Raw genomic sequence first — 19320 nt, forward strand, 5'->3', positions numbered from 1 at the left:
ATATCATTCGTAAGTAACATGAATAATTCTATTCAATTCAAGTATTCTGGAAAGGTCTTGTGAAGGCGGCGCCTCAAGGAAATTCCACCGTGGGTCATAGCCCGGTACGGTATCCCTCAGATAGAGGTCTTTTTCTATTTGCTGGTAAATCTTGTTATTCAGAGGTACTTCATTAAGCCCACCTGAGCTTACTGTCCGCTGATAAGTTTTAACTTCGTTTGCTAATACTCCACCATTTGGCAAATCAGCTGGCGCATCAACAAAGCGACCACCTGTTCCAGGCACAGGGTAATGTCGCTGGCCAGTAGAACCATACAATTCCTGAACGTAAGTTTCTCCGGCCTCCCATTTTTGACGACCTTCTAAACTACGTAATTCATCAAGAGTAAAAGTACGTTGCCCTGGTGCAGGTAGCGCTAGGATTTCGTCAGATCCACCCGTTACAGTGGTTGTTATCCTTGGAGTGCTACTGTTTGGAACAAGACTCCCCGGCGCCGGCAAATCCCCAAGCTCAATCATTCCCCGAGGTGGCGAAAATTCATAGTTACTGCCAGCAAATGCTCGCTCGTCAAACTTCCTCAGTGCCGCCGCAAACCCGTCACTGGTGGCATTATAGATCTCGTCCCTATTCCGGGCAACGAGAAGGCCCGCACCGGACACCAGAGATGCACCTCCTAGCGCCTCACCCGCCAGCAAATCTACCCCTAGCTCAGTGACCACCGCACCGCGATAGCCAGCATATGCTCTAACACCAACAGCCCCAAGGGTCGATACTTCTTGCCCGATGAACCGGTAAGCCGCGCCCACTCCACGCCCCAGCCCCCCCAATGCTGCACCGCCACCAACAGCCAACAGTGGCGAAGTCACGGCTAGCGCCACTGCAGTTTCCAAGTCCTGTTGCTGCTGCACAGCTACCGACCACTGAGACTCCATCTCGGCCTGCCGCCGCTCTAGGGTGTACTTGTTGGCGACATCGGTAAGAATTTGAACTCCCTGTTGCCTTACGTCCTGACGCCACTGGTCAATATCGTTCTGGATAAACGCGACCTGGTTGGTCAGGCGTATCTGGTAGTCTTCCATTTTGGCGAACTGGATAGCACTTTGTTGTTCGATCCGTTCCTGATTTCCGGTCGCCTGCTCTAACCGCCGCACCATTGCCGCATCGTTCTGCGCAGTCCAGTTCTTATACAGGTTCTGCTCCATGCTGTAATTGGCGGTCACCGTCATGTGCTCCATGCGTGCAGCCATATCGGCTTCCACCCTAGAGCTGGTATGCCCAGAGATGGCTCCAGCCATCTCCTCGTTCATGGCCTCGGTATCGCGCGCCAGCTTGTCCGGGTCAAACCGGACAGCACCGGCAGATGCGGCACGGTTAATTGAGTTGCCAATGCTATTGGCGAATGCATCGACAGCGATGGACTGCAGTTCCACTTTGCCGCCAACGCCCAAGGCGCGAGCCGCTGCAGCCGATGCAACGCCTGAGGCAGTTGCACCGATAAAGTCACCTGCAAACTGACCAAAGCTATCGCCGCCGAGACTTTCTGTAACAATGCCACCAACGTTATCACCTACGTAACCGCCGGCCTCGGCGCCCACGGCCGAAGCCGCCACCGCAGCCCAGCTAAAGCTGGTGTCTTGGCCAGTGACCACCTGAGCGGCCTGAGAAGACATGTAAGCGGCAGCTCCCCTTGCCCAACGTGCTTCTTTCAATAGGTTGCCGGCTTTGGCCCCCTGGGCATAGGCTCCAATACCCGCGGTCGCGGCGCTGGTAATACCACTGGCTACTGCATCTCTCAGGGAGAAGTGCTCAACAACCCCCATGGCTTTCCCGACCAGCTGACTGGCCACTGAGCCGACAAAACCACCAACAGCTGCACCAGCTACAGCCGCAGCACCCAGCCCCGAAGTACCACTCAAGACTGCAAGGCCAGTTGAAAATGCACTGGCACCGGCGGCAGCACCACCTGCTGCCGCAGCACCACCTGCTGCCGCAGCTCCAGCAGCAGCACCGCCCGCGGCAGCGCCACCACCAGCAGCAGCGCTCCCTGCGCCTGCAAAGGCTGTCGATGCGGCCCCCGCCGTATACACCGTCACCACCACCGCGACCACGATCATGATGATCATGCCGATGGCGCCACAGCCCGCATCTGCAGACGGGGGCGGCGGTATATAGGGTACCGCCGGTGTGCGGTCACCGATAATTTCTTCTGCGTTATAGGTTTTGAAGGTGTTGGCGTCATTGACGCTGGTGGTGTGCGCAGGAATCCGCAGCTGCTGACCATCTGTCAGCACGACCGCATCGTCTGCCAGACCGTTGGCGTCAGCGATCAAATACCACAGAGAACTACTGCCGTAGATAGTTTGCGCAATAGTACGCAGGTTATCGCCGGGGCGTACGGTGTACACCATGGACTGGGCGGGACCCGACTGACCGGCAAGTTTGTAACCCGCTTGATCTTCAAAATGGATGCGGCCACTGCCATCAACCGAGCCAATTTGTTGACCCTGGGCGTAGTAGTAGTGGCGTTCTTCGGACCCATCCGATTCTGTAGTAAAGGTGCCGTTTTCCCACTCGCCGGCGATCTTGTTGATGATCTGGCCGTCGCCGTTGTAGCGGAAGTAGCGGCGCTGGTATTCCGTGATTTGGTCGGTTTTATAGGTTTCAGTGGTATACCGCAGACGGCCACTGTCGTCATAGACGCTGACGTTGACACCATCTTTGTGATTGGTATTGCTACCCACACCGGTGACGGTATTGGTCAAGTAGCTATCGCGACTATGATAGTTGTATGTGTATGTCAACGTGTAGTTTGACAAGGTATCAGTATCACCCTCGCCCTTCTTTAACTTCACGTAACTGTAGTTAGCCAGGCGGCCTGCGGCATCGTATGCGCCAGATCCATAAGTTACATTAGACAGCATCTGTAACGCCGGAACATTGGTAAAAGTTTGCCCCGGTGTTTCAACGCCAGTCCAAAGCCCAGCCGTGTGGCCCATGTTTTCGACTTTAGTTACACGCCCATCTTTATCAAAGTATGTAAAAGATTCAGACTCCTTGCCTCCTGCGACAGAAACATCTCGATATTCAAAAGAATCCCCGCCTAGCAGCTCAATTCGAAAGCGGCGAGTCTCATTCTCGCCAAAATAATTTGTTGTTCTTGTATTACGTCCAGCTACGTCATAGCCATAGCTGGTTCCGGTGTGCCAAATCGCGTCGTCTGCGTATTTGCTGTCGCGATTTGACTTAACCGACCAATCAATCGTCCCAGAATAGATACCTTTAACCGTTTGAATGGATTGGAGTTGACCAGTCTGACTGTAATTAAATCGCGAAGCATCGTAACTATTTTCGGATCCAGTCTTCTCTACCCGAAGAACCTGATTCCCGACCGCGTCGTACTCAATGTAGCTACCCTTCCCATTGGATATCGTAATCTCACCACCAACCAAATCGCCTTCAGAGACAAGCATTCGACTTTCGGAATCGTACTTATACCAATACTGCTCATATCTTGTAATGGTTGGATCGGTTATCCACCAATCACTGTCTGGATTGATATAACCATCCTCTAGAACAGGGAAGGACATCTGTACCATAAGCGGAATTTGACCGCCGCCAGACCCTTTGCTCACAGATAACGAGAATGTATCCGAAACACTGCCGCCTCGGCCGTCTGAGGCAGTTACAGTGACGCTATGCGTTCCCCAAACCGCGGAAATTCCGAATATCCTGATGATGCCGGCACTGGTAATGGACATACCCGTTGCAAGGCCCGTAGCAGAGAAAGTTAGTGAGTCACCATCGGGATCGCTGAAATGACTACTTATACTAAACGACTTCTCGCCCCCTTGCGAAATGGTATAGGATTTATTCGGTATTGCGCTGTTCAATACCGGAGCTCTATTCGCTGTAACTGTAATACGGAATATATCAGAGACTGTGCCGCCGTTACCGTCATTTGCGGTTACGCGTACATCCCAGGTTCCTCCTGATGTCGGGGTACCGCTAAACTTCCTTGTACCAGCATTGAACGAAAGCCAGCTAGGAAGATTATTTCCGTTACTTAACTTTGCACTGTAGGTAAGCGTATCTCCATTCGGGTCAGAGAACGTGTTTGTCGGGAATGTATAGCTGAAACTTGAGCCAGCGGTGCCCGAGCGATTCGGAATTGGGTTAGCGACGACAGGAGGTTCGTTGCCTGGCTGCACAGTCAAATTAAAGTGTTCATAGACACTTCGTCCGCTCGGATCCCGTGCTTTTACCGCTAGCTGCCAGGTTTCATTACTCGAAATCCCCGTCCGTGTTCCAGAAAACTTCCGTGTTGAAGTATTGAATGATAACCAGCTGGGCAACGCCTCGTAATCCCAATGCGCGGGAATAGTAAACCACTCACCAATTTCCGGCTCATACCACTGGCTTTCAGGAACCCATACCCGCTTATATGCGGAATACGTAAGAACATCACCATCTGGGTCACTAAAGGTTGATGTAGGTACTGTATAGCTCCATGCACTATGCTCCACGGCAGTTTTATTGGAGATACCGTTCGAGACGATAGGCGCGCGATTCGCACCCTGATCCACGGTAAGGCGGAAGGTATCTACACGTGTCCCCCCACGACCATCGGAGGCCGTCACCTTGATATCGTAGGTACCTTTGTGACCGTAATCGGGATCAAAATATAAAGTTGAAGCGTTACTCCAGGTTATCCAGCTTGGCAATGGATTTCCATTACTCAATGTCGCTGAATAGCTTAGAGTGTCGCCGTTTACGTCCGAAATATCATTATTCAGGTTGTAACTTAAAGTCCGGTTTTCCATCACCGACTTATCCACCAACGTACCCGTTGGTGCGTCGTTCGCGGCCACAACCGTTACGGTAAATTCATCGGTCACTGAAAGTGCTGGGGAGCCGCTATCTGTGACTTTAAGACGAATGGTAAAGTTTTCGTTTTTCGTGATACCCGTACGGGTGCCAGAGAATGTCCGGTTGCCACTTGAAAATGACAACCAACTCGGCAAAGAAACCTCCTGCTCTTCTACGTATCGAGGCTCCCAAACCTGATCGATAGGGTTCCACCAACCCTGCGGATCCCAGTATCCGGGAATCACCTTCTTTGCAACAAAATTTAGCGAATGCCCATCCGGATCAGTGAAGTAGCTAGCAGGAATTTGGTAAGTCCACGCCTGCCCTTCGTTAATAGACTTATTGGGAACTGAAGTATTTTTAACCGGAGCGCGGTTGGGACCTTCCGTAACGGTGAGACGGAAGACATCAGATACCGTCCCGCCATTACCGTCATTGGCGGTCACTTTTATGTCGTATGCGCCTTTGGTCCCATAGCCCGGACTCCAGCTAAACTTCCGAGTACCGGCATTGAAGGTAATCCAGCTGGGTAGAGGGTTCCCATTGTTCAGCTTGGCGGAATACGTCAGGTTATCGCCATTTGAGTCCACAAAGTAGCTACTGCCGAATGTATAGGAACCGGAGTTAGTTTCTTGAACTGATTTGTTTGCCAATGGCGTCGCAACCGTTGGCGCCTCATTTATATCAACAACGGTTATTGAAAAATAATCATACCCGGTACGCCCCTCTGGATCTTTGGCCGCGACTGCCAGTTGATAAACTTCGTTACTACCATTTAAACCATTGCGCGTTCCTGTAAAGGTTCGCGTTGACGTGTTAAATGATATCCACCCGGATTCAGAAAGGTCACGATTTTCCCAATGAGCGGGGATTGTTATTTCCGGATCACCACCTTGAGGCGGAATAACTTGCTCTTCCACCCATACTCTGAGATACCCTTGATAAGTTAAGCTGTCGCCATCTGGGTCGGTAAATGTATTTGAGGGAACCTGGAAGCTCCAAGGAGTTCGCTCGTTAACACTTTTATTTGGAATTGCGTTAATTACCGTTGGTGCCCGATTTGGTCCCTCGGTTACCGTAATGGTGAAATTATCGACTTTAGTGCCACCTCGCCCGTCACTTGCCGTCACCTTAATGGTGTAACTACCTTTGTGACCGTAATCTGGCGTGAACTTGAGCGTGGAGCTATTTGTCCAGCTAACCCAACCTGGAAGCGCTGAGCCATCAGATAGTGTGGCGCTGTAATCCAGCTCATCCTGGTTAACATCAATAATATGGTTATCAAGATTAATCGTTAACGATTTACTTTCTTGTACTGATTGATTCGGAACATCCCCCGTCGGTGCATCGTTGGCGGCAAGAACCGTCAAGTTAAAATCATCCGTTACCGATTTTGCAGGGCTCCCGCCGTCAGTGACGGTAACCCGAATCGTATAGGTCTCATTTGTTACGATACCCGTCCTAGTACCAGTAAAGGTACGCGATGCCATATTGAACGTCAGCCAACCTGGAAGGTCGACCTCTTGCTCCTCAACCCATACAATATCGGGTTCTCCGGGAGTATGCTCAATCTCCTGCCAGTAACCAGGGACCACTTTTTTAGCTACAAAGCTCAGAGAATGGCTGTCTGGATCAGTAAAATATCCCGCTGGAATTTGGTAGCTCCACACATCACCTTCATCAACAGAGGCGTTGGGAATTGCAGTATTTTGAATCGGAGCTCGGTTAGGACCTTCAGAAACTGTCAATCGGAATATGTCAGATGCGGTACCGCCATTACCATCGTTGGCAGTAACCCTAATATCATACGCTCCCTTATTGCCGTACTCCGGAGTCCAGCTGAACGTCCGTGTAGCTTCGTCGAAGCTAATCCAGCTGGGAAGCGAATTCCCATTACTGAGTTTTGCTGAATAACTGAGCGAGTCCCCATTGGCATCAACGAAGTGTGCGGTACCGAATGTGAATGAGCCTGACTTGGTTTCCTGAACAGTTTGATTCTGTAGCGGCGTAATTAATATTGGGGCTTCGTTTTGATCAATAACCGTCAGCTCAAACGTCGCTGTCCCTATTTTTCCGCTGGTATCTTCTGCAACCACAGCAAGACGGTATGTTTCCGATGCGGAAGACATACCCAAGCGTGTACCACTAAACGTTCTGGTATCCACATTAAATGAGATCCAGGGGGGCAGCGTTTGATTTTCCCAGCGCGCAGGTATCGTGAAATACTGCTGAGCCTCGCCATCCCAAACGGTCTGCTCTTCAACCCATACTTGTAGTACACCCGTGTAGGTTAGAGTGTCTCCTTCAGGGTCGGAGAATGTATTTGAGGGTACCGTGAAACTCCATGGTTGTTGCTCATTGACCGTTTGATCTGCTATTGCATTGACAACAACTGGAGCGCGATTAGGACCCTGTGTGACACTAACGTTGAAAACTCGAGTTTCAGTTCCGCCATTTCCATCATCGGCAATTACTTTAAACGTGTAATTGCCTTTGTGCCCATAGTCCGGGTCAACTTTTAGCGTATGCTCGGAATGCCACGTAACCCAGGAAGGCACAGGGCTACCATCACTCAAAGTAACGGTATAACTCAGGTCGTCCTCATTTAAATCCCAGAAATAGCTATCGAAATTGACATATAAGACCTTGCTTTCCTGCACTGACTTGTCTTCGATCGCTACCGAGCCAGGCGCGTCATTCTTTGCAACTATGTTCAACACAAAATCATCAGTCACTGACATCGCAGGTTCGCCACTGTCGGTCGCTTTGACGCGAATTATCAATGACTCATCTACGTTTATCCCAGTTCGAGTTCCCGAGAAAACGCCAGTTTCCGAGTTTAAGGAAAGCCACGAAGGTAAAGCTGTCTCCTGCTCTTCGATGAATTTTGGTATCCAAATTTGCTCTTCTGCATCCCACTCTCCTTGCGGGTCTGTGTGTGCAGGAATTACCAGGGTTGCCGTATAGGTCAAGGGAAACCCATCTGGATCATCAAACGTCTCAACGGGAATCTGATAATTCCACGCCACACCCTCACTCGCCGCTTGGTTCGCAATTGGAACCTCCAGTGTGGGGGCCTGATTCAAGTATGGATTTATGTTTAGATCAAATTGATGGGTAGTTGTGTACCCGCTTCTATCTTTGGCCACCAAGTAAATCGCAAACTCACCTTCACTGTTTCGGGAGCTCGCATAGTCTACGGAATCCGATGCGCCAATAGGGACTTCAGATATATCCAAATAGAATTGGTTGTTTTGGTTGACTTCCAATCCCAACCAACTTGGAGGCGATGAGTAGAAGCTATCGCGTACATAACCCGGCATATGGTAACCGGGGTCACCTCCCTGAGGCGGCACCCATATGCCTTCAGGATCCCAAGTCCATCCAATCACTCTGATTTCGTAAGTAAGCTCATCGCCGGAATCCGGGTCCGTAAACAAGTTCTGACCCAGATAGATCGTCTGACTCTCCAACTCCCTGGCGGTTTTGTTCGTTACCGTCCCATTCACCGTCGGCGCATGGTTCACCGGCGGCGTATAGGTGTAGTCGTATTTCGATGCCACCTTTACTGAACGACGGTTACCTACCTCGTCATATTTATAGGTCGCGTCCAGGGTAACCAGGTCTTGACGCAGATCGACAGTCTTAACGCGACTTAAACGCCCATGTTCGTCGTAGCGGGTGTGTGTCACCTGTTCGTACAGAATGCCGCGCGCGTCGGTACCACGGATATAGTCGTAGCTCCGCTGCCCGTTCTCGTCGTATTCGTATTCGGCGTAGAGACTGCTGTCCTTGTCGTTGATGCTCTTTAGGGCACCGTTGGCGTAGTAGCTATATTCGATACCGTACTTGTTGACGGTCTCGCCGTTCTCAAGCACCGTGTCGTTCTTCTCGGCAGTGCGCACTTTGCGCTTTAGCTGCCCGTTATCGTAGTACTCGTAGGTAAAGGCGGTACCACCCAGGTCGTTGTAGCTTTGGATTCGGCCGAAGTAGTCGTAGTCCCAGCTAAGCTGATGACTATTGCCACTGGTGTGCAGTCCGTTGCGGTCGATGATCTTGTTGCCGCGGGCGTCGAACTGGTATTCCTTGATCACCCCTTCCGCAGATTCCGTCCTGACCACATTGCCGCGCACGTCGTGGTCGGTGTAGCTGGTGGCGAAGGTGGTGCTGGCGCCGCTGCCGGAGTAGGCGACCTGCGTCCGGATCTGGTGATTCAGTTCGTTGTAGCTGTGTTTGATCAGTGCCTGGTTGTAGGCATCCCCATCGGTTTCGAAGCGGATGTCACCGAGGGCGGTGATGCTGTTCAGCCGATCATAGGTAGTGGTGGTGATGTAACCAATGGCGTTTTGTTTGGCGACTTCGCGATTAAAAATGTCGTACGCATAATGGGTTTCGGCACCCAGGGCGTCGATTTTTCTCAGCAAGCGACCAAAGCTGTCGTATTCCTGGTAGCGGCTGTTGCCGCGGGCATCGGTTTCGGCGATGCGGTTGCCACCGAGATCGTAATAGTAGGAGGTCTCGGGGTTCTTACCCTCTTCTACACCCTGTTCATCCACCACCAGCGTTTCGTGTTTCTGTTCCCAGGTGACCTGGTCCAGCTGGTTGTATTTGTAGAGGGTGCGGTAGCCGATGGCATCGGTTTGCTGCAGTACATTGCCCCAGCGGTCGTAGCTCTGATAGTAGTTGGGCGTTAATGTGATGTTGTCGCCGCTAAAGGCCTGGGCAATGGTGCCCAGCTCCGTGCGCCCTACCCGGCCCAGCCCGTCACGGTAGTAGAGCTTGGTGTAGAGGCCACCGTCGGCGGTGGGCGACTGTTCGCGTACCAGCTGGCCGCGCAGGTCGTAGGTGTAGCTGATCTGGGCGCCCTTGGCATCGGTACCGGTGGTCATGCGCCCGGCGTTGTCGTAACTAAAGATCTCTTGGAAGTTGCTGCGGTTGTCACCACGGGCAATGACTTCCCCAAAGGCGTTGTACTGTACTTCGATAAACTGGTTACCCAGCGAGACGTTGTCCAGGTTCCACTGGGCGCTGTTGCCGAGGTCGATCTCCGTGGTGATCTGCTGGCCCAGCTTGTCGTACACGTAATTGGTTTTGGCGGTGTAGGTGGCGGTGCCTTTGGCATTCTGGTAGACCTGACTGGTCTCGGTGACGTGCCCGGCCAGGTCGTACTTGTAGCTGGTGTCATCGCCGTTGGCATTGCGCACCTTGACCTGACGGCCGTGGCTGTCGTACTGGCTGTAGGTAATCTGGTCGGCGCTACTGGCATCGTTGCCGTTGTTGCCGTCGTCGGTGTAGTTGGCGTAGCGGTGTTCTTTCAGGACGTTGCCGAAGAGATCGTAGCTGTAGCTGACGTAGGGGGTGCGACTGACGGTGTTGTTGAGCAGTACCTGATCCTGCTGTTCCAGGGTGCTGGCGGTACCGCTCAGGGCTGCACCGGTGCCGCTGGTGTTGGTATTGAGCAGGATGCCACGGGCATCCTCTTTCACCCAGGCGGTGTGGCCCAGTTTGTTGTAGCCGGTGAGCACCCGGTTGCCGTTGATGTCCATGGCTTCAGTCACCCGGCCCAGGGCATCGTAGTGATTCTCCTGCACCTTGGCGGCATACACCTGGTTCTGGATGACGCTGTAGCCGCTGCTGCTATCTAGCAGGTCGTACTCGTAGTTGAGCAGCCATTCTTCTTTAACCTGGCCCAGTTTGTCGTATACAAACTGGCGTTTGCGGTCACGACCGATATCCGAGTCGTTGCTGTTGGAGGCGGCGGGGGCCGCCGGCTTGCCGCTGTCCAGGTCGACGCCGGCACCCAGTGCGCGCGCGTATTCGGTGACGAACTCGGCCTGGCCGAACTCGTTGTACTGCCACTCAGTGACATAGCGCTCGGCATCGACGGTCATGACCTTCTGGCCGAGGTCGTTGTAGTAGTGGTAGGTCTCCGCCCAGCTGCCGCCGCTCTGACCGCTGACCTTGACGCTGGTTTTTTGCAGCTCGCCGAAGGCGTTGTACTGGTACTGGGTTTCCGGGCGGCTGGTGGCGCTGCTGCCGGTCTCCACATCGAAGTAGCTGACGCTCTCTTCCAGCACCTGGCTCAGGCGGTTGAGTGCATCGTACTCCCGGTTCAGGGTGCGGTTGGCGGCGTTGTTGCCGTAGCCGCTCTCCGCGAGCTTGCTCTGTATCTCGGCACCACTGACCGCGGCCAGCCCTCTGCTCGCGGCGCCGGTCCAGGCCTTGGCATAGCGGGTCAGCCCGGTCTGGTTGCCGTAGGCATCGTATTCGTATGCGGTGATATAGCCTTCGGCATCTATCTCGTACTGCAGCTGGTTTTCCGCATCGTAAACCTTGTAGGCGTAGTTACCCCGCACGTCCTTGTTGGACACCGCATTGCCGAAGGCGTCGTAGAGGGTATCGACCTGCGGGGTCTGCCCGTCTACCTGCGGGTAGGTGATACCGATCTGGTTGCCCCGATTGTCATATTGATAGCTAGTGGTTCTCGCAAAATTTGAAATTTCATTCCCGAAATTTGGATTTGGTATCCACTCGGTAGGTTCACCTGGAAACTCAAACCACTCCCCTTCTTTGGTATCAATATAAATGCCTTCAGTGCGGCTGGTCAGCTGCCCACGGAAGTCGTAAGTCATTTCCGTAATGAGCCTGCTGTCTTGCATCAACTGCAAGTTAGCAACGCCGCTGGAGAGATAGAAATTTTCTTCCGGTGTGATCTCTTTTACTCGGTTGCCGCGCTTGTCGTACTCGTAGACCCAGGTATATTCCGGATCATTGGCGGCGTTGCCCAGTTTGTTGGTAAAGCTCGTCAGATTGCCGAAGGCGTCATAGCCGTAGTATTCGGTGTGCCCCTCGGCATCGGTCAGGGCAACAGCGCGGTTGAGTGCGTCATAATCAGTGTGGGTAATACGCGCGGTATCTTCCCAGTTGCCACTTTGAATGGCGGACTCAATATCCGCTTCCTTCAAACTGCTCGCGTATACATAGTCGTATTGCAGCATGCGGGTGACGTTGCCGAAGCTGTCGTATTCGTATTCGCTGATATAACCGGCAGGGTTAATTTCGAAGCGTGCGCGGCCAGTGGCGTCGTACACACTGTGGCTGGTGCGCACGGTGCCTGCGCTTACCTGGCTCTGGATCTGTGCGGCGGTCAGGCTGGCGATGTCACCGCTGAGCTTTGTTTCGTAGCGTTTCAGGACGGTCGCATTGCCGGCGGCATCATATTGGTACTCGGTGACATAACCGCCGCTGTTGATGTTGTACTGCAGCTGCCCGGCGCTGTCGTAGACGCTGGTGGTGCTCTGCTTGTTCGCGCTGGTAACAGCGGCAGTCAGGTCCTCGAAGTCTGCGAGGGTGACATCCGAGGCATCAGGGGTTACACCGCTGTAAGCGATTTTTTGACGGACTTGCCCTGTATCCGTGTATATAAATTGGGTGACGTCACCGGCTGCAGTGACCTCGAAGGCGATGCGACCCACGGCGTCGTACACGGAGCGCAGACTGTGGCTGCTGTATGCGCCCTGGCCGTCGATAAAGCTCTGCACCGCGGCGGTATCCGACGGAGCGCCGGTAAACTTAAGGCCGTAATGGATCCGCTCTAGTACCTTCCCGGAGTCGTCGTAAACAGTCTCGCTGATATAACCATCGCCATCGATATAGAAGCGCTCACGTCCGGCTTCGTCGTAAGTGGTGTAGGTGACGATATTTTGCTGACCGTCAACGGCTGTGGCCAATGCTTCAGCATCTGCGATCGCGGCGCCATCGACCATGTAGTCATAGCGGGCTACTTGGATGAGGCGCCCGTTATTGTCGTAACCGTACTGGTTGACATAGCCTTCTGCGTCCACAAAGAACGTGCGTTCGTTGCGGTCGTTGTAGAAGGTGTATTCAGAGCGAGCGGGGGTCTGCGCGTCAATGGCACTGGTGAGACCCGCATCGTCTAGCTGCGAATCCACTGCAGCTGGGTAACGGTGGGTTTCGGTAACACGACCCAGATCATCGTAAACCGTTTCTGTCGCATAGCCTGCGCCGTCGATTGTATAACGTTGACGACCGGCAACATCGTAGATATAGCGCGTCGATTGAGCTGTATTCTCAGCACTTATACCGCCCAAATAAGTCGCGATGCCACTTTCAGACAGATCGCTCAATGCGTCAGGCAGCGCATCCTGATGGCGCTTGCTTTGGACCACATTGCCCGCTGCGTCGTAGACGGTTTCAGTTACATGGCGATTGCCGTCAACCACAAAACGCAGGCGATTCAGGGCATCGTAGGCATAGTAAGCGGTATCACCATTTCCATCGGTGACACTGGTTACGTTGTTGTTTGCGTCATAGGTGTAAGTTGTCGTTAATGCAAGGCCTTCCGGGTCAACGATCACCTGAGCTTTATTGCCCTGGGCGTCGTAAATGGTGGTTACTTTGCGATTTTCAGCATCAACAACACTAACCGCTTGGCCCAGGCCGTCATATCTGTATTGGGTACCGAGATTCAGGCCATCGGGATCGATCACCTGCGTCAGCACACGGTTATTGGCATCGTAGCTGTAGCGTACCTTCCGCCCTTCCGCATCAACCGTCGCCACCAGCTGATTGGCCGCGTTATATTCATTGGTCGCTGCCGTTACGTCCTGCCCCTCAATGGTTTGCTCTGAGGTTTTGAGGTTTCCGTTCAGGTCGTAGGTAAAACGTATTTCATGCCCTTCTGCATCGGTAACACGAATCGTCTGACCGAAGCTATCCGTTACCGTGCTTGTCGTGAAATTACCCGGCATGGTTACGACGGTGGTCTGCTCGCCGGATTCCGGGTCAAAGCTGTAAGCGTAGGTGGTTACCTGATCCAGTGCATTGGTTGTGGTCAGTACTCGCCCGAAAGCGTCATAAGTACTTGTGGTCTCGTTGGTCAACGGGTCTGTGACCACAACGGTACGACCCTGATCCTGATAGTCGTAATAGCTGGTGTTGCCACGCGCATCGGTGGCTTGCGTGACACGGCCAAAGGCATCGTATTCCTGGCTGCTGGAGATATTCAGGTTCGCAGGTAACGCACCGAAATCCTGCACGCTAGTGAGCTGGAGGCCGCGATTGTCATAGGTAAATTTGCTGACCCGAGTTTCACTTCCCGCCTGATCGATCGCACCGATATCGGTGGTAACGGTTTTCAGTTCGCCCCAGGTTGTGTAGTCATTGGTGGTGGTCAGCGACGCGGGCTGACTCTGACTGTCAATAACCTGACGCAATACGGTCGCCAACTGGCCACGGGTGTTGTAGTGGTAGCTGGTAACACGGTCGCGGCCATCGTTCGCCAAACCGCCTACAAGCGACTCCAGCTCGCCAGTTACTGCGCCCTGCGCGTTTGCGAGTGCGTTGTTGAGTGCGCTATTGGTAGGCCCATCACTCAGGTCAAATTGCTGGGCATAGCTGCGGCTGCTGCGGGCATCACCAAAGACGTTATAACGGGTCTCGGTAACACTGGCCTTTTGAGTTTGTGCATCCTCGACAATCAGGTAGACAAGCTGACCGCGCTCGTCGTAGATGTAGTGCGTGCTGTTACCCTGGGTATCCTGACTTTCGATTAAGCGGCCAGCGCTGTTATAGATATGGCGCACCCCTTGATTGTGGGTGTCAATTGCCGCATCCAGCTGTGTATTCGTTAGCTCGGTCGCACCATTACTGTTCAGGGTGATACCGAGCGTTCCGGCAATATCAGCCAACTGTTGCGCATTTAGCTCGCCCGTTAGTTGGCCCGCGGCATCGTAGCGTAGATACCGGTTGCGGATATTATCGCTGGTTTGGCCATCCCCATCAGTGTCGACAGCATCACCGTTGCTATCGACCTGGTAGCTGGTGACCTGAACGAGGTTACCGGTATTGTCGTATTGGTTGAGTACTAATAGCCCACGGTGATTGCGGCTGGTGTGCAGGCGCCCAGCATGATCGTAGCTATAGCTGATCCACTGGTCTTTATCGTCATCCGATGTCGCGGTGACACCACTCGTGTCAGTCAGTGCGGCCAACTGACCAGCACTGAGCGCGGTGGCAAACTGGGTGACCTGGGCTTGCTGGCCGCTCAGATGATAGTCGTACTGGGTGACGTAACCCTGGTGGGAGACTTCGTGGCTGAGCTGTCCTTTGCTGTTGTAGTAGTATCGGACAGATTGGTCCTGCGCGTCGCTCCCGACGAGAGTGAGCAGTGCGCTGAAGTCATTGCTCTCGCTAAAGGCGTCGGCGCTGTCGAGCTGAGTGGCGTAGCGGATCTGCTGCACCAATTGCCCGGCACCGTTGTAGCGGTTTTGAATCAGGTAGCCTTCTGCATCAACTGTGCCCAGCTGACGCCCGGCACTGTCGTAAAAGAAGCGGATTTCCCGGTTACCTTCTGTACCAACGCCATCGGCACTGGTTTCCGTTCTGAGTAACTGACCTGCACCGTCGTAGTGATATGTGGTAACGACTGGATTATCACCTATGCCCGCCGTTTCAGACTGCAGCAACCCATTATCCAGATAGGTAAAGCTGACACTGCGATCCAAGGCATCTGCAGTAGGTTTAAAGCTCCCTTCAAAATCCGCAGTAGTAATAAAGTATTGCTGGGCACCTTCATCGAACCAAGTACCCGTATCAACGGTATTGGTAAATACAATGCGCTCTTCAAGCTGGTTTTGATCGTTATATTTGAACTCGGTAACACCGCCGCTCGCGTCGACACTGTAAACAACTTGACCCAACGCGTTGTAAAACTGATAGCTACGGGCACCTGCGGCATCCACACTGGTGCGCAAGCGGCCATTGTCATCGTAATAATAACGGCTGGACCCATAGTCCTCAGTGCCACCATCGGCACTGCGGGTAACGCTCGTGAGTTGACCCCGCGTGTCATAAACAGAGCTGGTGGTGAGACCAAGCCCATTTTGCACTTCTATGGTGCTCTGGCCGTCTTTATAGGTCGTGGTAACCTGGTTGCCTTCTGCATTGGTGACACTGGTTACACGGCCCATACCGTCGTAGCTGTAAACGGTGGTGTAATCAGTTTCTACGGCAGCAGCGGTGGCGCTAGCAGATTCCGCTTCGGCTGAAACCTGCTTAATCAGTTGCCCGGTTTGGTCATAGAAGAAGTAGCTGGTTGCCGCCGTTCCGACGCCTTCGCCTGTGGCATCCAGGGTATTCCACTGTGTACTGCTTTGTAGCTGACCGCGAAAGTCGTAGGTAAGCGTGGTGCGCTGAGCCCAGCTCAGATCCAGACCGGAGCGCCACGCATCCATTGCAGCAAGACTGGGCGCCTCATCATCGGCAAGGCCCGATACATCATAGAGTTCGTCAGTAATCACCCAGGTATCTGAAAGCTGACCAAAACCGTCGTAATCAAAGGCCGACACTGAGCCGTCTGCGCCAACGGTATAAGCCAACAAACCCTGTGTGTTATAGACATAGCGACTGGTTTGCGCACCGCTCGGGGCACCCGCCTGATCGATGCCATCTGGATCAGCCACCAGGTAGCGGGTTTCAGTGAGCAGTTGATTTTCTGAGCTATAGGTACGGGTAACCGTGTTGCCGATACTATCGCGCACAGCCGTCTGGTTACCGTTGGCGTCATATCGATAGTCTATGCGGTTGTTCGCGTTATCAATGACATGATCAAGGTTGCCGTCAGCATCATAGGCATAGCGCACAACCTGGCGCTGCCCGTCAACAGCCGGGCTCTCCAAACGCTCCAAATAGCCCGTTGCACTGTTAAAGTACATTTTGGTGCTTTCCCCCAAGGGGGAAACCACTTCGGTATACGAGCCGTTGGCATCGCTTAGGCCATAGTTGTAGGTGGTTACCTTATTCTGACCATCGGTAACCGTTTTTACGGCATACTTTCCCTCGATCAATTCGTAGCCAAAGCTAACGGTAGTGCCGTCACTCTGGGTGATGGAGGCTATACGGTTGCTACTACCATCGTAGCTATAGGTAGTGGTGTAGGCTTTGCCATCGGTAATACTATTGTCAGCCCCCAGTTCCAAATCAATGGAAACCGTTTCCAGGCGACCATTTGCATCGTAGCTGTAGTAAACCTGTACCAGATTTTCGCCAGCGGACTGCGTCTCCAGCGATTCCAGCTGGTTACTGGCGTTGTAATGCAACACCATTTTCTGGCCGTCTTGCAGAAGGATCTCTTCCAGCTGGCCGTTGCCGTTGTATTGATAACTGATTTCATTGCCGGCACGGTCCGACATCTTGGTGAGCTGACCGGACGCGTTATAGGTTTCCGTTACGGCACCGTCATCGGCGGTGAACACCCATGCATTGTTTGTCCCGTCGTAGCGGATCACATCGTGCGCACCGCTCCCTTCCTTGGCGACGAATTCGCCAGACGTCGCATCATAGGTAAAGGTGATATCAGAACCGTCACCCGCAACACGACGAATAGTGACGTTCTCCAAATCATTGACCGGGTCACCTGAGATCACCAATGAACGATTGGCGCTCAACCGCCACTGATCGCCCATCCCACCGGTAAAACTGCCCTGACTGTTGTAGGTACGCACTAAGCCCGCATCCAGGCCCAGCCCCATTAGCAGCTCGTCCGCCTGACGAACAAAGAGGTTTCCGCTGGCGGCGTTCACGTAACTGTTTAAGCCTGCCTGCCCTAAACTGGCTTGGCCATTCTGTCCCAATGCCCCGAGGATATCGGCGGAGGAGTTCAGGAAGCCCAGTCCATTAGAGGTGATAACAGCGGTCATAGTGCGGTCCCATGGTCAAGCGAGATGGCCAGTTGCGCTAACTCCAGCAGTGGGTATCTGCATGGTAGGTAGGTGGCCTCTGATTCTGATATTTGGTTATTGCTTCAAACCTATTCGGGAGGCGGGCGGAAAGTTTTAGCCGAGAAACTCAAAAACAGCCACAATTGTGACGAGAATCACAAAACTCGGGCGGTGCGAAGAAAATTCATACGAAAATCAATGCGCGCGGGAGGGCTGTCGAGAAAAAAGGTTATTTGCTAGCATTCGTCTAAGCGCAAATGAAACGATCAGGTCAATATGAGCAGGATTGCACCGCCACAAGCACTCACCTCTTTGAGTGCCGCACTTGGAATAGCAAACAAAAGTCGGAAAGGTAACGCCGACCACCCTGGTGCACTCAACTCTGCCCCCCAACTTTCAGTTGATGAGCTTTTCTCGGAGATAAAGACAGGCTTTGTAAGCAATTCAAAATCACTGGACAGCCGCTCAAAGAAAAGAGCTTTCATCATCCAGCGTTTAACCCTGTTGCGCTACCAAAACCTCCCTCTAAACGCCGCCCAGTTTTCTTTTCTTGCATCTGAATTGGCATCTAAAGTCTCGGAAGATCCACAACTTTTATCACTAGTTGACCAAGTAATATCCGACCTCGAAAGCTAGTCGCCCAACCTTCTCGAACCGACGCTCCGCCCTACCCACTCAAAAACAATCTGACACAGCCCACTTACCAATTCTTACCCCCCGTGAAGGCCCCCTTTTTGTGACCGAAGAGAATGGAGTCAATTAGCTCGGGAGGGAAAGCACCACAGTTCACCACTATAAAAGGACGGGCTGCACGGGGACTGGCATTGTGGATCGCGCGGGCAAACAGCTCCTTGCCGGTGCCGGATTCGCCATATACAAGCCCTGGCACTTCCCGCACAGCGAGAATTCCCGCCTGAACTTTGAGACGTTCCATCTGCGGGTTCTGGGTGATGATGTCGGCGAAGGCTGCGTTGGCGGGCGCGTGCGCTGTGGACAGCTCGCGGATGGCCCGCGAACCGATGCTGTCCGCTGCGGGAATATACTCCGCGGCGATTTCGAACGGGATCTCGACCTTGCTGACGCCCTCCTCCAATGAGGATTGCCAGAAGGTCACAGGAAAGCGTGTTTTACCCAGAAGGATCCAGACCGCTTGCATCGCCGGGGTTCCCGGGCTCAGCAAGATGTTCAGCTGGGTGCCTGTCTCATGGGCCAACCTCAAGAGCACAGATTCCGCTGATTGGTAGATTTCACCGAAGTTTACCGGGGAGGATAGGTTGCAATCGCTAGAAGTTACTCGTGCAGCAATCTGCGACCGAAGCCATGCCAGGTAAGCGTCCACACTCGACTGCGGATAGTTGTAGAGGAGTTCAACACGGTCGAACCGCTGCCCCAGTAGAGTCTGCGCCACCGGTCCCAACTGCTGCACATCCTGTTGCGCTGCGGCCAGATCTTTTCCTCCGATCCAGCTGACTAAAACTTGCTCGACTGCCAACTCGCAGCCCCACCCCAGGCTGCCGATCGATGCTCAGGCCGTGGCGCCTTTTTTTGTTTTTGTATCGGCCAAATAATCCTGTGATCTTAATCACATTTTGCTTCGGATTGAACTGGTGTGTGCTCGCTGTAATTGCAGTGAAGTTAATCGATCGATTCTCATACATTGCGTGCGATTTTCAGCCACATGACATTCAACCCCAACCTCTCCGCTTACGCGAT

3 protein-coding genes are annotated in these 19320 nt (G+C 53.2%); 1 reads left to right on the plus strand and 2 read right to left on the minus strand.

All coding sequences use genetic code 11. The features are described 5' to 3' along the window. Positions 1-3: 3 nt before the first annotated feature. The gene (locus ACYX4K_RS07675) at positions 4-17586 is read right to left on the minus strand and encodes a putative Ig domain-containing protein (protein ID WP_475092698.1); all 17583 of its coding nucleotides are present in this window, start codon (positions 17584-17586) and stop codon (positions 4-6) included. A 297-nt stretch (positions 17587-17883) separates the two neighbouring features. On the opposite strand from ACYX4K_RS07675, the gene ACYX4K_RS07680 reads away from it, so the two are divergent. Continuing rightward, positions 17884-18243: a hypothetical protein gene (locus ACYX4K_RS07680; RefSeq protein WP_475092697.1), complete on the plus strand. Its 360-nt coding sequence runs from the start codon at positions 17884-17886 to the stop codon at positions 18241-18243. A 64-nt stretch (positions 18244-18307) separates the two neighbouring features. On the opposite strand, the gene ACYX4K_RS07685 is transcribed toward ACYX4K_RS07680, so the two are convergent. Continuing rightward, a complete protein-coding gene (locus ACYX4K_RS07685) occupies positions 18308-19099 on the minus strand; it encodes a sigma 54-interacting transcriptional regulator (protein WP_475092696.1) in 792 nt (263 codons plus the stop codon). Between the last annotated feature and the right edge of the window lie 221 nt (positions 19100-19320).

The sequence above is a fragment of the Microbulbifer sp. ABF4_107 genome, from assembly GCF_056312215.1.

What these genes read in the sequence shown, in the direction of transcription:
- ACYX4K_RS07680 (WP_475092697.1), top strand. Translation starts at nt 17,884, where the DNA reads ATGAGCAGGATTGCACCGCCACAAGCACTCACCTCTTTGAGTGCCGCA.
- ACYX4K_RS07675 (WP_475092698.1), bottom strand. Translation starts at nt 17,586, where the DNA reads ATGACCGCTGTTATCACCTCTAATGGACTGGGCTTCCTGAACTCCTCC.